The organism is Burkholderia sp. IT-111MI5 (assembly GCF_949752865.1).
GTDB classification, from domain to species: domain Bacteria; phylum Pseudomonadota; class Gammaproteobacteria; order Burkholderiales; family Burkholderiaceae; genus Burkholderia; species Burkholderia pyrrocinia_C.
Genome location: NZ_CATKIF010000022.1, coordinates 235,321 through 249,452, shown reverse-complemented (window position 1 = coordinate 249,452; position 14,132 = coordinate 235,321). Strand labels below are relative to the sequence as shown.

The 14,132-nt window shown below is 67.7% G+C and carries 14 protein-coding genes; 8 read left to right on the top strand and 6 right to left on the bottom strand.

The annotated features are described in order from the left end of the window. The first annotated feature begins 250 nt into the window (after positions 1–250). The 3 genes from ACM6JT_RS19465 to ACM6JT_RS19455 are packed head-to-tail and all read left to right on the top strand — an operon-like array spanning position 251 to position 1,331. The gene (locus tag ACM6JT_RS19465; protein ID WP_243565809.1) at positions 251–628 is read left to right on the top strand and encodes a hypothetical protein; all 378 of its coding nucleotides are present in this window, start codon (positions 251–253) and stop codon (positions 626–628) included. Positions 629–642: 14 nt separating this feature from the next. Then, positions 643–846 (top strand): hypothetical protein, encoded by a 204-nt coding sequence (locus ACM6JT_RS19460; RefSeq protein ID WP_034181818.1) that lies wholly within the window; start codon positions 643–645, stop codon positions 844–846. Next, a complete protein-coding gene (locus ACM6JT_RS19455) occupies positions 843–1,331 on the top strand; it encodes a hypothetical protein (protein WP_217590306.1) in 489 nt (162 codons plus the stop codon). Before ACM6JT_RS19460 ends, ACM6JT_RS19455 begins: the two co-directional genes overlap by 4 nt. Positions 1,332–1,553: 222 nt before the next feature. On the opposite strand, the gene hpnH is transcribed toward ACM6JT_RS19455, so the two are convergent. After that, complete coding sequence (hpnH, locus tag ACM6JT_RS19450; RefSeq protein ID WP_034181593.1) at positions 1,554–2,714, bottom strand: adenosyl-hopene transferase HpnH; 1,161 nt, start codon at positions 2,712–2,714, stop codon at positions 1,554–1,556. Between the two features lie 12 nt (positions 2,715–2,726). Further along, positions 2,727–3,668 carry a 4-hydroxy-3-methylbut-2-enyl diphosphate reductase gene (ispH, locus tag ACM6JT_RS19445; RefSeq protein ID WP_034181594.1) on the bottom strand — a complete coding sequence of 314 codons (942 nt, stop codon included), beginning with the start codon at positions 3,666–3,668 and terminating at the stop codon, positions 2,727–2,729. 397 nt (positions 3,669–4,065) lie between these two features. Here ispH and ACM6JT_RS19440 point away from each other — a divergent pair, with 397 nt between their 5' ends. Continuing rightward, the gene (locus ACM6JT_RS19440) at positions 4,066–5,253 is read left to right on the top strand and encodes a glycosyltransferase (protein ID WP_034181595.1); all 1,188 of its coding nucleotides are present in this window, start codon (positions 4,066–4,068) and stop codon (positions 5,251–5,253) included. Positions 5,254–5,373: 120 nt separating this feature from the next. On the opposite strand, the gene ACM6JT_RS19435 is transcribed toward ACM6JT_RS19440, so the two are convergent. Continuing rightward, positions 5,374–6,774, bottom strand: coding sequence for a phage tail protein (locus ACM6JT_RS19435; RefSeq protein WP_414857079.1), 1,401 nt, complete (start codon positions 6,772–6,774; stop codon positions 5,374–5,376). 108 nt (positions 6,775–6,882) lie between these two features. Next, positions 6,883–7,890, bottom strand: a complete 1,008-nt coding sequence (gene hpnA, locus ACM6JT_RS19430; protein ID WP_034181597.1) for a hopanoid-associated sugar epimerase — start codon at positions 7,888–7,890, stop codon at positions 6,883–6,885. Positions 7,891–8,092: 202 nt separating this feature from the next. Here hpnA and ACM6JT_RS19425 point away from each other — a divergent pair, with 202 nt between their 5' ends. From ACM6JT_RS19425 to ACM6JT_RS19415, 3 genes are all read left to right on the top strand, one after another. Continuing rightward, entirely contained in the window at positions 8,093–8,389 is a 297-nt protein-coding gene (locus ACM6JT_RS19425; RefSeq protein ID WP_034181598.1) for an acylphosphatase, read from the top strand. A gap of 16 nt (positions 8,390–8,405) precedes the next feature. Beyond that, positions 8,406–9,305 carry an EamA family transporter RarD gene (rarD, locus tag ACM6JT_RS19420; RefSeq protein ID WP_414857078.1) on the top strand — a complete coding sequence of 300 codons (900 nt, stop codon included), beginning with the start codon at positions 8,406–8,408 and terminating at the stop codon, positions 9,303–9,305. A gap of 419 nt (positions 9,306–9,724) precedes the next feature. Next, positions 9,725–10,849: an OpgC domain-containing protein gene (locus ACM6JT_RS19415; protein WP_105390575.1), complete on the top strand. Its 1,125-nt coding sequence runs from the start codon at positions 9,725–9,727 to the stop codon at positions 10,847–10,849. A 34-nt stretch (positions 10,850–10,883) separates the two neighbouring features. Here ACM6JT_RS19415 and ACM6JT_RS19410 read toward each other — a convergent pair whose 3' ends face one another. Continuing rightward, the gene (locus tag ACM6JT_RS19410; protein ID WP_414857203.1) at positions 10,884–11,090 is read right to left on the bottom strand and encodes a hypothetical protein; all 207 of its coding nucleotides are present in this window, start codon (positions 11,088–11,090) and stop codon (positions 10,884–10,886) included. A gap of 117 nt (positions 11,091–11,207) precedes the next feature. After that, positions 11,208–12,728 carry a peptide MFS transporter gene (locus tag ACM6JT_RS19405; protein WP_072440034.1) on the bottom strand — a complete coding sequence of 507 codons (1,521 nt, stop codon included), beginning with the start codon at positions 12,726–12,728 and terminating at the stop codon, positions 11,208–11,210. A 789-nt stretch (positions 12,729–13,517) separates the two neighbouring features. Here ACM6JT_RS19405 and ACM6JT_RS19400 point away from each other — a divergent pair. Continuing rightward, a complete protein-coding gene (locus tag ACM6JT_RS19400; protein WP_034181602.1) occupies positions 13,518–14,099 on the top strand; it encodes a cupin domain-containing protein in 582 nt (193 codons plus the stop codon). Positions 14,100–14,132: the final 33 nt, after the last annotated feature.

Here is a 14,132-nt window from a genome sequence, read left to right as displayed (position 1 = left end):
CATTTCGGAAATTGAAAAGGCGGTGCGCGCGTCGTTTCGGATTGCCCGCAAAAATACAATCAGGTAATTGAATGAAATAAGGAAATTCCGGTTCGGCGGGATTCGCGAATGACGCAGATCGCATGCCGAATGCGAAGCCGAAAATATCAATTGCGAAATCGGCTATTCAAGCGGAATGCGGCGCGACATACGATGGTTTCAACGCATCGACGATCGCGATCGATGCGGGGACAACCATCTGGAGGCCACCATGCGATCCCTCGTTCCCGTTGCTGTTCTTTCCTGCGCACTCGTTGCGCTGCCCGCCGTCAGCTTTGCGCAGTCGGCCGGCTCCGACTGGCAGTCGAATGCCGCGCGGCTGAGCTGGTCGGCGGCGCGCGCCGAAACCGACGCGCAACTGATGCAGATGACGCGTGCCGGCTATCGCGCGACGACGGCCGGCAACCAGAACTATCCGCTCGCGATGCAGCGTGCGCTCGAACGTGTCCACAATCCGGCGCCCGACCGGTCGCGCGAGGAGCGGGCTGCGATGGAAGCGCGCGCCGCGCGCGACGCGCAGGGCGGCCATCCGGTCAAGGCGTTCTTCGTGAAGACCGCGTACTACCTGAAGGGCGAGAACACGTTCTGATGCAGGAGACGCGCATGGCTTGCCCGACCCGATTCGCCGACGTCGTGCGCGCGTCGGCGCCGAGCTGGTTGCCGGATGGGCGGGCAACGCCGCAACGCAGCGCCGCGCGACGGCGTGCGAAGCTCAACCACGATGCAGGCCGCGGCACGATCGCCTGCCGTGCCGCGTGGCCGGATTTCGCGGCGAGCGATGCTGCCGCCGGCGAGCGCGAATCATGAAGGCCGGCCGGAAGAACCGTCGCCACGTGCCGCTGACGCGTGAATGGCTGCTGCCGCTGCCGCCCGCGCATGCACGCGACATCTCGCTGAAATGCCACATGGCGCTCGTCGCGCTGCGCGGCGAGCATGGCAATGAGGCGCTGCTGATGCGGTTGCGCACGAGCGTCTATCTGGTGTTCCTGGCGATCGACGACGCGGTGTGCGCGGACGCGGACATCGACCTGTGCGTCGACGCTGAGCGTGCGCTCGATGCGGGCGTGGCGCGTGCGGCGCAAAGCGGTGCATGGGCGCTGCGCGACGACGAGTGCGCGGTGCTCGAGCGCGTGCTGGTGGCGCACGATACCTGCGTCGCGACGCTCACGCGGCATCGGCTCGCCGAGCTGTGGCGTCACGTCTGCATGTTCGCGACGAGCGGCCAGCCGGCGCTCGTCGCGAACGCGGCGGAGAAGATGCGCGCGCACGCGGCCGAATCGCTGGTCGCGTAGTGCCGCGACAGGTTTCACGGGGAGGATGGAGGAGACAGGGCCGGCCGCACCGGCGCGGCCGATGCAATCGCGCGACGTCGACGATTGCGCGGCCGCCGCGGCAACGTGGTGCGGGCACAATCCAGCGGCCCAAAACAAAAGCGCCACGGAGCGAACTCCGTGGCGCTTCATTCATGCCCGCGTGCCGGTGAGGAGGCGCAGCCCCCGCGACGCGAAACGCGCTTAAGCGGCCGTTGCCGGCTTCGCCGGCTTCTGCAGCTTGCCCTTGCCGGCGCGCTGGATTTCCTCGAGCTTGATCTCGACGTGGCGCGAGAACACGTACTCGGCCGGACGCTGCTTCGCGATCGAGATGTCCGGTGCGAACGGGCCGTCGGTCTTGATGCCCTTCGTGCTCACGCGCAGCGCCTTCAGCGGGTGCGCGATCGTGTCCATCACGGCCGTTGCCTCGAAGCCGCAGTGGACCATGCAGTCAGCGCACTTCTCGTAGTTGCCGACGCCGTAGTTGTCCCACTCGGTCGTTTCCATCAGTTCCTTGAAGGTCTTCACGTAACCTTCGCCGACCAGGTAGCACGGCTTCTGCCAGCCGAACACCGTACGCGCCGGGTTGCCCCACGGCGTGCACTTGTACGTCTGATTGCCGGCCAGGAAGTCGAGGAACAGCGACGACTGGCTGAACGACCAGCGCTTGCCGCCTTCGCCGCGCTTCAGGATTTCGCGGAACAGGTTCTTCGTCTTGTCGCGGTTCAGGAAGTGCTGCTGATCCGGCGCGCGCTCGTACGCGTAGCCCGGCGACACCGTGATGCCGTCGACGCCGATCGGCCCCAGCGTGTCGAAGAACTTCGCCACGCGCTCGGGCACCGCATCGTTGAACAGCGTGCAGTTGATGTTCACGCGGAAGCCGCGGCGCTTCGCTTCCTTGATCGCCGCGACGGCCTTGTCGTACACGCCTTCCTGCGACACCGAGTGATCGTGCGCCTGCTGGTCGCCGTCGAGGTGGACCGACCAGACGAAATACGGGCTCGGCGCGTAATCGTCCATCTTCTTTTCCATCAGCAGCGCGTTCGTGCACAGGTACACGAATTTCTTGCGCTTCATGATGCCCTTGACGATTTCCGGCATCTCCTTGTGGAGCAGCGGTTCGCCGCCGGCGATCGACACGACGGGCGCGCCGCACTCGTCGACGGCCTGCAGGCATTCCTCGACGGACAGGCGCTGGTTCAGGATCGGATCCGGATAATCGATCTTGCCGCAGCCGTTGCACGCGAGGTTGCAGCGGAACAGCGGCTCGAGCATCAGCGCGAGCGGATAGCGTTTGTTGCCGGACAGGTGCTGGCGCACGATGTATGCGCCGACACGGACTTGCTGGAGCAGCGGAATAGACAAGGGATGTCCTCCTTAAACTTCGCGGGCGACAGCTTGCGTGAGCTTCGCCGGCAGCTTGAATTCGACTTTTTCCTCACGGCCCGCCATCGTCGCGACATCGACGGGCCCCAGCGCGCGCAGCGCGCCGATTACATCCTCGACCATCTCTTCGGGCGCCGACGCGCCGGCGGTCAGGCCGACCGTCTGCACGCCCGCAAACCATTCGGCTTTCACTTCCGAGCCGTCGGCGACGAGATAGCTCGGCACACCGCTTTCGGTGCCGATCTCGCGCAGGCGGTTCGAGTTCGAGCTGTTCGTCGCGCCGACGACGAGCAGCACGTCAACCTGTTCGCTCAGCTCGCGCACGGCGGCCTGGCGATTCTGTGTGGCATAGCAGATGTCGCGCGTGTCCGGGCCGACCAGGTCGGTGAACCGGCGCTGCAGCGCTTCGATGATGCCGCGCGTATCGTCGACCGACAGCGTGGTCTGCGTGATGTACGCGACCGGCGTATCGACGGGCAGCGTCAGCGTCGCGACTTCGGCTTCGCTCTGCACGAGGATCACCTCGGCCGGAATCTGGCCGATCGTACCCTCGACTTCCGGGTGGCCCGCGTGGCCGATCAGGATCAGCCGGCGGCCCGCCGCGACATACTGGCGGCCCTGCACGTGCACCTTCGTGACGAGCGGGCAGGTCGCGTCGAGCACGTCGAGCCCGCGCGTTTCCGCGTCGCGCTCGACCGTCTGGGCGACACCGTGCGCGCTGAAGATCGCGACAGCGCCGTGCGGCACCTCGTCGAGTTCCTCAACGAATCGTGCCCCTTTATTACGCAGGTTTTCGACGACATGCCGGTTATGAACGATCTCATGACGCACATAGACCGGCGCGCCGTGCTGTTGCAGCGCGCGATCGACGATCTCGATCGCACGGACAACCCCCGCACAAAAGCCGCGGGGCTGGGCAAGGATGACTCGCATAAGTGAGCGAACTCCGACGACAGACGCCGGGGTTCGAGGAGCTGGCACCAACTCGATCGCCCCGGCTTGATGTTATGAAGGCAGGAACGAACCGGCCAGACCAGGCCCCGGAACCCCGAATTAATCGCGCATTTTAACCCTATCGGGAAGTCCTTGCTCTGGTGCCGTGTCGTCCGTGTTGCAATTGCGGGAGAGCCGCGTCGGCGCTGGCGCGCGCGGAACCCAGTAAACTACGCGGTTTCGCGGGCGGCCGCTCCGGCTGCCCGGCGTCGCGCTCATTTCAAGGCCATTCGATGACCGTCGATTCTTATGCGTATTGCCCGGCCGCCCGCGCGGTTTCGGGCGTTTTGTTCCTGACCCCCATTCAACATGCCGGTGTCCGGCCGGAGGCGCGCCGATGATGCTGGCGATCGCTTTCCTGGTGTCCGGCCTGTCGCTGATGATCTGGATCGTGCTGCTCGTCGCGCGCGGCGGCTTCTGGCGCGCGGTGCCGGCGCGGCCGCTGCCGCCCGACGCGCGCGGCGCCGCGGCCGACGCCGGCTGGCCGGCCGTCGTCGCGGTCGTGCCGGCGCGCAACGAGGCCGACGTGATCGCCCGCGCGGCGACTTCGCTGCTCGAGCAGGATTATCGGGGCGACTTTCATCTGATCATCGTCGACGACCACAGCGACGACGGCACCGCCGACGCGGCCCGCGCGGCGGCGCTCGCGATCAACCGCGCCGACCGGCTGACGGTGCTGGCCGCGAAGCCGCTGCCGGCCGGCTGGTCGGGCAAGGTATGGGCGCAGTCGCAGGGGATCGCCGCGGTGCAGACGCTCGGCCTGCCGGCCGACTACCTGCTGCTGACGGATGCCGACATCGGCCACCCGCCCGATGCCGTCGCGCAGCTCGTCACGCGCGCGCAGGCCGAGCACCGCGATCTCGTGTCGCTGATGGTGCGGCTGCGCTGCGATTCGTTCTGGGAAAAGGCGCTGATCCCGGCGTTCGTGTTCTTCTTCGCGAAGCTCTACCCGTTCTCGTGGATCAACAATCCGCGCAACCGGACGGCCGGCGCCGCGGGCGGCTGCATGCTCGTGAAGCGCACGGCGCTCGAGGAAGCGGGCGGCATCGAGTCGATCCGCGGTGCGCTGATCGACGACTGCAGCCTCGCCGCGCAGATCAAGCATCGCGGCAGCGGCCGCCATCCGATCCGGCTCGACCTGGCCGACCGCAGCGTGTCGCTGCGCCCGTACGACAGCTGGCGCGACATCTGGAACATGATCGCGCGCACCGCGTTCACGCAGCTGCACTATTCGCCGCTGCTGCTGGCCGGCACGCTGCTCGGGATGGCGATCATCTATCTGGTGCCGCCCGTCGCGGCGCTCGCATACGGTGCGCGCGCGTGGCCGGCGTGGCTCGCGTGGGCGTCGATGTGCGCCGCGTATGCACCGATGCTGCGCTACTACCGGCGCTCGCCGCTGTGGGCGCCCGCGCTGCCGCTCGTCGCGCTGTTCTACGTCGGCGCGACGTTCGCGTCCGCGTGGCGCTACTGGCGCGGCAAGGGCGGCCAGTGGAAGGCGCGCGTGCAGGCGCCGGTGGATCGCTGAGCGTTTCGCGCGCCGCCGGCGCGCGGACCGGGACGCTGCCGTTCCGGCAGCCGGAAAGCAAACAGCCCGATCGGAAACCGGTCGGGCTGTTTCGTTTACGGCGGTGCTGCTTGCCGGTGCTTACCGCTGGGTCAGCATCATGTACATCTGGACCACGACGTCCGGCGAGAACGTGAACGGAACCCAGCCGTAGCCGGTGTGGCGGGCGACCAGCAGGCGGTCGCCGTTCGACTGCTTCTGCACGGCCATCATCGGGTTCTTCGTCGTCACGAAACGCCAGCCGGCCGGGATGCCGGGCGGCGGCTCCGGCTGCATCGACGCGCGCGCATGCGCGAGTTCCTCGATCAACTGACCGAGTTGCTCCGGATGCAGCGTGATCGATTCGCCGTTGATGGTCAGCGTGAGTTCGTGCTGCGACGGACGCGCCACGTGCAGCGTCGCCTTGTCGGCCGGGTTGGCGGCCGCTTCGGCGTCGGTTTCAGTCGCGGCTTCGGCTTGCGCCGGCGCAACGATCGCGGTTCCGGCGTCGGCTGCTGCATCGGCTGCATCGGCCGCAGCCGGCGCGGATGCGTTCACAGCCGGGTCCGCCGTCGGCGTGCCTGCCGGTGTCGGTTCGACGGCTTCGGCGGCAACGGCCGGGGCGGCAACTGCGTTTGTCGCGGCTTCGTTGACGACGGCCTCGACCAGCGCCTCGGCGTCGGCGACGGCCTTCGCGTGGTGCTGTGCGGCGGCTTCGGCCTGCGCGATCGCTTCGGCATGGCGCTGCGTGAGGGCTTCGGCCTGCGCGGTGGCGTCGGCGTGGCGCTGCGCGGCGGCTTCGGCCTGCGCGATCGCTTCGGCGTGACGCTGCGCGACGGCTTGCGCCTCGGCGGTCGCGTCGGCATGACGCTGCGCGGCGGCTTGCGCTTCGGCGATCGCTTCCGTATGACGCTGCGCGAGCGCTTCGGCCTCGGCGATCGCGGCCGTGTGGCGCTGCGTGGCCGCTTCGGCTTCGGCGGCCGCTTGCGCGTGACGCTTCGCGGCGGCCTCGGCTTCGGCGGTCGCTGCCGCATGGCGCTGCGCGGCCGCATCGGCTTCGGTCGCGGCGGCGTCATGGCGTTGCGCGGCGGCCTCCGCTTCGGCGATCGCCGCTGCGTGTCGTTGCGATGCGGCTTCGGCATCCGCGTGACGTTGCGCGAGTGCTTCGGTCCGTGCGGTGGCTTCCGTATGGCGCTGCACGGCGGCTTCGGCTTGCGCGGCGGCATCCGTATGACGGTGGGCGGCGGCTTCGGCGGCGGCGGCGGCTTCCGCGTGGCGCTGCTGCGCGGCTTCGGCGTCGGCGGCTGCCGCCGTATGGCGCTGCGCAGCGGCCTGCGCTTCGGCTTCCGCGGCAGCGTGACGTTGCGCCGCGGCCTGGGCTTCCGCTGCTGCGGCGCGCGCGAAGGCTTCCGCGCTGCGGGCCGCCTGCTGCGCGGCGTGGTGATCGTGGAGGAGCTGATCGACGCCCGCGTTGAGCGAATCGATCTGATCGTTCAGGTTCATGCGTGTCTTCTCTGCGTAAGACCCGCGATTTTACCCGCTGCGCCGGTGCCGGTCCGCGCGCGACGTGTAACAAAGTGCGCAAGGCGGCGCGCCGCGCGCCGCTTTGTGTTATTTCAGGTACCCCGCCGAGCGGAACCAGTCGAGCGCATCGCGCAGCCCTTCGCGGTACGGGCGCGCACGGTAGCCGAGCTCGCGCTCGGCCTTCGCGGACGTGAAATACATCTTGTTCTTCGACATCCGCAGCCCGTCCACGGTGACGAACGGCTCCTTCTTCGTGAACTTCGCGACCGCTTCGGCGCCGACCGCGAGCGGGTACAGCGGCCAGCGCGGCAGCGCGATCGTCGGCGCCTTGCGGCCCGTCATCTGCGCGATGTCGGCCAGCATCTGCTGCAGCGGCAGGTTCTCGCCGCCGAGGATGTAGCGCTCGCCGATCCGGCCGCGTTCGAGCGCGAGGAAGTGGCCGTGCGCGACGTCGTCGACGTGCACGAGGTTCAGCCCCGTGTCGACGAACGCGGGAATCTTGCCGAGCGCGGCTTCGACGATGATGCGGCCGGTCGGCGTCGGCTTCACGTCGCGCGGGCCGATCGGCGTCGACGGGTTGACGATCACGGCCGGCAGCCCTTCGTCGGCGATCATCCGCTCGACCGCGCGTTCCGCGAGCACCTTGCTGCGCTTGTAGACGCCGATCGCCTGCTCGGGCGTGAGCGGCCGGTTTTCGTCGGACGGGTCGCCCGCGCTCGTGACCTTCAGCGTCGCGACGCTGCTCGTGTAGACGATCCGCTCGACGCCTTCGGCGCGTGCCGCGCGCATCGTCGCGACCGCGCCTTCGAGGTTCGCGCGCTCGATCTCGTCGGGATCGGGCGCCCACAGCCGGTAGTCGGCCGCCACGTGCAGCAGGTAGCGCACGCCGCGCAGCGCGGCGCGCATCGACGCCTCGTCGCGCATGTCGCCGGTGACGATCTCGGCGTCGAGATCCGCGACGTTCGTGCGCGGGCTGGTCGGGCGCACGAGCACGCGCACCGCATAGCCTTTCTGCTGCGCGATGCGCGCGACGGCCGAGCCGACGAAACCGGATGCGCCGGTGACGAGAACGAGATCGCGGGAGGTATCAGTCATGCGTTTCCTTCAGGGCGCGCGCGAGCGGCGCGGCGGTTGAGCGTCGGCGAGATTGTACGTGGTCGGCGCGTGCGGCGACGCAACGCCGGCGCCCCGGCGGGCCGTGCTTCCGTGGCGGCGCGCGGCCGGGCCGCCGCACGCGTGTGCGAAGCGGCCGACGCGACTACAATGCCGGGCTTGAATGCAACGGGAGGGCGACGCGATGAGCCGCAATGAACTGGACGAACGGATCGAGACCTACTACGTGCGGGTGCGCGGCGTCGTGCAGGGCGTCGGCTTCCGTCATGCAACGGTGCGCGAGGCGCATTCATTGAAGCTGCGCGGCTGGGTCGCGAATCTCGAGGACGGCAGCGTCGAGGCGATGATCCAGGGCCCCGGCGCGCAGATCGACCGGATGCTCGCGTGGCTGCGCCACGGGCCGCCGGCCGCGCGCGTAACCGAGGTGACGTTCGAGGAACGCCGGACCGAAAGGCGCTTCGATCGTTTCCAGCAGCAGTAACAGGCACACAACAACCATGACGGGGTATCCGGACGCCGGGCGCGGCCTCATGCTGTCGGTGATGGCATCGACGCTGTTCGCGCTGATGTCGGTTTACGCGAAGCTGCTCGCGCCGCTCACCGGGCTCGACATCTTCGCGTGGCGCGTGTTGTGGACCGCGCCGGGCGCGCTCGCGCTGATCGCGTTGCGCGGCCGCTGGCCCGCGCTCGCCGACCTCGCGCGGCGCGGCGTGCGCGATTGGCGTCTGCTGATCGCGCTGCCCGCGAGCGCGGCGCTGCTCGGCCTGCAGTTGTGGCTGTTCCTGTGGGCGCCGCTGCACGGCCGCATGCTCGAGGTGTCGCTCGGCTATTTCCTGCTGCCGCTGACGATGGTGCTCGTCGGCCGCTTCTACTATCACGAACGCCTCGACCCGCTGCAATGGGCGGCGGTCGCGTGCGCCGCGCTCGGCGTCGTGCACGAAGTGTGGGCGACGCGCGCGTTCGCGTGGCCGACGCTCGTCGTCGCGCTCGGCTATCCGCCGTATTTCGTGCTGCGCCGCCGGATCAACGCGGATTCGCTGGCCGCGTTCGCGATCGAGATCGTGCTGTTGTGCCCGGTCGCGTTCGCGATGGTCGCGGCGAGCACGACGCGCGTCGCGAGCAATCCGGTGCTGTGGGCCGCACTGCTGCCTGGGCTCGGCGTGCTCAGCACGCTCGCGCTCGCGAGCTACCTGAAGGCGAGCCGGATGCTGCCGATGGCGCTATTCGGGATTCTCGGCTACGTCGAGCCCGTGCTGCTCGTCGCGGTGTCGCTGCTGCTGCTCGGCGAGACGCTGAGCGTCGCGAAGCTCGCGACGTATGGGCCAATCTGGGTCGCCGTCGCGCTGACCGCGTGGCACAGCGCAATGCTGATGCGACGCTTGCCCGCGCGCAGATAAGTTTCGATCTCGATCCTGATCGTGGTGCGGCGGCCGCACGGAACGTGCCGCGCATCGTGTATCGCTCGACGATCGAACCGCGGTCGAACCGCGGTCGAACGCATCGATGCTGACCGCAAACTGGCGTCGCGCTGGCGTCAATCTGGCGGCGCTGCCCGCTTCATATCGCCGGTCTCGCGCTTGTAATCGAACAGAAGATTCGGTTGCACTTTGTTACTTAGGGTCTCCCCGGATCGGCCATTAGACTGGCCTGACCGACTTCCCTTCGTATGCAGCTTTCCAATGAACGGTCATCCCCGTGCCTGGCCGGCCGGGTTGGCGCGATGCGGGCATACGCGCATCGCCGCTGATCGCGCTCGCCTTCTCCTTCCCGATGCATTCCCAGGCGCCGATTGCGCCGCCGTTGCGCAGGTGCGCTCATGTCGTTGAGCATGCCGTCGTCCGCCGCGGCCCAGCCGTCGCGCAGCGGCCGCCTGATCGAAGTCGATTTCTTCCGTGGGCTCGTGCTGTTGATGATCGTCGTCGATCACATCGGCGCAAGCGTGCTGTCGCGCGTGACGCTGCACGCGTTCGCGCTGTGCGACGCGGCCGAGGTGTTCGTCTTTCTCGGCGGCTTCGCGACCGCGAGCGCGTACGGCGCGATCGCCGAACGGCAGGGCGCGCGCGCCGCGCAGCGCCGGTTCGTGCGCCGCGCGATGCAGATCTACCGCGCGTTTCTCGCGACGTCGACGCTGATGCTCGTCGTGTCGGCCGTGCTCGATCACTACGGGATCGATGCGCCGAACCTCGCGCTCGACGACGTCAGCGTGATGCTCGCATCGCCGCTCACGGGCCTCGCCGAATTGCTGACGTTCCAGCGCCAGCCGTATCTCGCGTCGGTGCTGCCGATGTACGTGCTGTTCGCGCTCGCGTCGCCGGTGCTCGTGCCGTTCGCGCGCCGCCATCCGTGGCTGCTGGTCGCGCTCGGCGTCGCGTCGTGGCTGGCGGCGGGCTGGCTCGGCCCCGAGCTGCTGGACACCGACGGCTTCCGCTGGAGCTTCAACCCGTTCGCATGGCAACTGATGTTCGTCGCCGGCGTGCTCGCGCGCTGCCAGCCGTTCTACCGGCGCATCGCGCTCGGGCGGTGGGGCGCCGCGGCGACCGGCGTCGCGTGCGCGGTCGTGCTCGGCTGTGCGAGCTACAAGCTGTTTTCCGGGCTGCCGCTGCCCGAAGGCGTGCTCAAGCGCGATCTCGCGCTGCCGCGCGTCGTGAGCTTCGCGGCCGTCGCGTGGCTGATGGCCGATTGCGTGCGCTACGGCTGGATCGCGCGGATCGCGCAGGGCGTGCGGCCCGTCGTCGCGATCGGCCAGCGCGGGCTGATCTGCTTCGTCGCGGGCGCGGCGATTTCGCTCGTCATCGATTCGCTGCTGCACCCGGTCGCGCACGGCGCCGATCTGCGGCACGTCGGCGTGGGCCTCGTGGCCGACGCATGCGCGCTCGGGCTGATGATGGCCGTGGCCGGTTCGGGAACGTGGATCGCGCGGTGGCGCAGTGCGGCCGCGTGAGCGGCGCGTGCGGCACGCAACGTGCCGCGCGGCGTCAGTGAGGTGAGCCGATACGGGAGCGGGGAACGGCGGTTGCTTCGTCGGATTCGGCGTCGTCGCGGTTGTCCGGCGCCGGGTCGTCGTGCTCCGCGAGTACCGCGTCGGCTTCGGCCGCGGCGCGGGCGGCGCGAATCGCGGTGCAGCGCTGAGCGTGCCGGATGTCCGACAGTATCCTCAGCAGCCGCGTGGTCTTGCTTTTCATGATCTTCTCCCGCCAGTGCGCATCGCGACGGATCGGATGCGTTTCCACCAGTGTAGGACGCGATCGCGCAACCGGCAGGGGAATGTGGCGTGCATGCCGCACGCCAAGGGATAGTACTTATTGGGCCGCGGTGACGGCCTGCGCCTGCAGCGCTTCCTCGCGACGCTCTTCCGCGCAGCGCTGATGCTGGCGCGACAGGCGGTTCATCAGCGGCAGCAGCAGCAGCGCGAGCAGCATGCCGATCGCGGCGAGCCAGCCGAGCTTCTCGAACAGCGACAGGTACAGCGGCAGCGATTCGGTGGCCGGCAGCTCGTGCGACGGCATCTGCGCGAAGTTCGCGACGACGCTGCCGAGATACTGCGACACGCCCGTCGCGACGAAATATGCACCCATCATGAAGCCGCTCATGCGCGCCGGCACGTAGCGGGCGATCATCGCGAGGCCGAGGCCGCTCACCAGCAGTTCGCCGAGCGAGTAGAGGCCGTAGCCCCACACCATGAACCACGACGACACGCGGCCGTCGACCGCGTAGCGGCCGCTGATCGTGAACACCAGGTAGCCCGCGGCGACCGCGCCGAAGCCGAGCGCGTACTTCGCGGCGACCGGCAGGTCGCGGCCGCCCTTCGCGACGGCGTTGTAGACCCACACCAGCACCGGGCTCAGCAGCATGATCCAGATCGGGTTCAGCGCCTGGAACTGCGCGGCGCTCCACGTGAACAGCGTCGTGCCGAACAGGATGAAGCGCGGATCGACGTTGCGCAGCGCGAACAGCGTCAGCGACGTCGACATCTGCACGTAGAAGATGAAGAACAGGATCACCTGCCCGATCAGCACGAGCGCCGCGATCAGGCCCGCGCGTTCCGAGCGCTCCGACTTCGCGATCATGTACGCGAAGATCGCGAGGATCGCGAACGCTGCCGTCCACACGCTGGCGACCGCGAGCTGCTTGTGCTGCAGCACGTACAGCGTGATCAGCGCGAGCGCGACGCCGCCTGCCGCGACCGCGCCGAGGCGCTTCCAGCGGATCGGCTGTTCGTCCGGCTGCGAGCCGACATGCGCGAGCGTGCGGTGCATCAGCATGAAGTTGAGGATCGCGAGCAGCATGCCGCCGCAGCAGACCGCGAACGCGGCGTGCCAGCCCCAGTGATCCTTGATCCACGGCGTCGCGAGCATCGACACCGTCGAGCCGATGTTGACCGCCATGTAGTAGATCGTGAACGCGCTGTCGATGCGCGCATCGTCGCCTTCGTAGATGCGGCGCACGAGGTTCGCCGCGTTGGCCTTGAACAGGCCGTTGCCGACGACGATCACGCCGAGCGACGCGTACATGTACGTCAGGTGGTCGTTCGGTACCGCGAGCATCAGGTAACCGGCGCACAGCACGGCCGCGCCGATGATCATCGTGCGGCGGGCGCCGAGCACCTTGTCGCCGATCCAGCCGCCGATCGACGGTGCCGCATAGACGAGCGCGGTGAACGCACCCCAGGTCAGGTTCGCATGGCTGTCGGTGAAACCGAGCCGGTCGACCATGAAGAGGACCAGGAGCGCGGCCATGCCGTAGTAGCCGAAGCGCTCCCACATTTCGATGAGGAAGACCGTCGTGAACGATCGGGTTTGTGAAACAGGTGAATGCATCATCAATCTCGGTTGAAACGGACGGCACGGATCACGCGTCGTCTTGGGTCTAACTGGCGCCTGTGCACAATGGGCCGGGTAGGCTTGGCATCGGCGATGGAACAGTCGGGCTCAGGGCCCGTTCCGGCTAATAACGGGCTTGCGAACGCTCCTTTCCGGCTGCAGTGCAAGGAGGGCGGAGCGCCGTTTGGCCACGCCAAACAAGCGACGTCCGACGCCGCAATGCGGCCGGAAAGGTGCGTTCCCCAAATCTAAAAAATAAATTCATTCCACGGGCTGGTCACCAGAAGGGCCGATCGCTGCGTCATGCTCCTCACGAATACGTCGAGTATTCGCTTCGTCGCATTCCTTGCGCTCGGCCCTTCTGGTGACCAGCGCAAGCCCGTTATTAGCCGGAACGGGCCCTAGCCCGGGCCGGAGGCGAACACCGCCCGATGAGGCGGGGAACGACCCCGACCGGCGCGCGAGTGGTAACGTTCGCCGGTCCGGTGCGTCCGGTATGCGCCACTTAGGGAAACTCCCGATATGGCAGCAACTTTCAGGAAGATTCGTCTCATCATCTATTTGTAAACTTCTCGGCGGGCCCTCCGAAGATTCCCGGAGAGCCGCTTGCAGCTTGCCTGTGAAGCCGGCGAGTCTGGCAAGATAGCGCGTCGTTTCGCTCGCTCCGTGCCCTGTTTAGTGCACCGGGCTCAACACCGAAGGCATGTGCGAACCTGAAGACTAAGCTATATCGATCTAACTTAGTTATTTTCCATCAAACATTTTTTGACGATCACTTTTCGGCCTGCTATGGTTCCCCCCACTGAAAACTCGCGGTCAGCAGACGCTGCCGCCGTACTGGGCAGCAAGATTCGCGCGTTGCGCCAACGACTCAAGCGCACGCTCGACGACACCGCTACCGCCGCGGGGATTTCGAAGCCGTTTCTGTCTCAAGTCGAGCGCGGGCTCGCGTCGCCGTCACTGACGTCGCTGGCCGGTATCGCGCACGCGCTCGGTGTGACGGTGCAGTACTTCGTGGATACGCCGAGCGAGGAACGCTCGGTCTGCCGAGGCGAGCAGTTGCGCTTCTTCGGGTTTGCCGATTCGGCGAACCTGTTCGCGCGGCTGACGAACGTATCCGAAGGGCGACAGCTCGAGGCGATCCTCGTGAGGTTGCCGCCGGGGCAGAAGCGGTCCGAGGTGACGACACATGCAGGAGAAGAGTTCCTGTATGTGATTGAAGGGGAAGTCTCTCTGACGCTGGAAGGCAAGACGTTCGTCCTGCAGGCCGGCGACAGTTCGCACTATCAGTCGACGGTCCCGCACAGCTGGGTCAACACCGCGAAGATCGAGTCGGTGGTGGTCTGGGTCGGTACGCCGAGGCTGTTCTAACGCACAGGTATTCCTTCGTTTCCAAGACGGGAT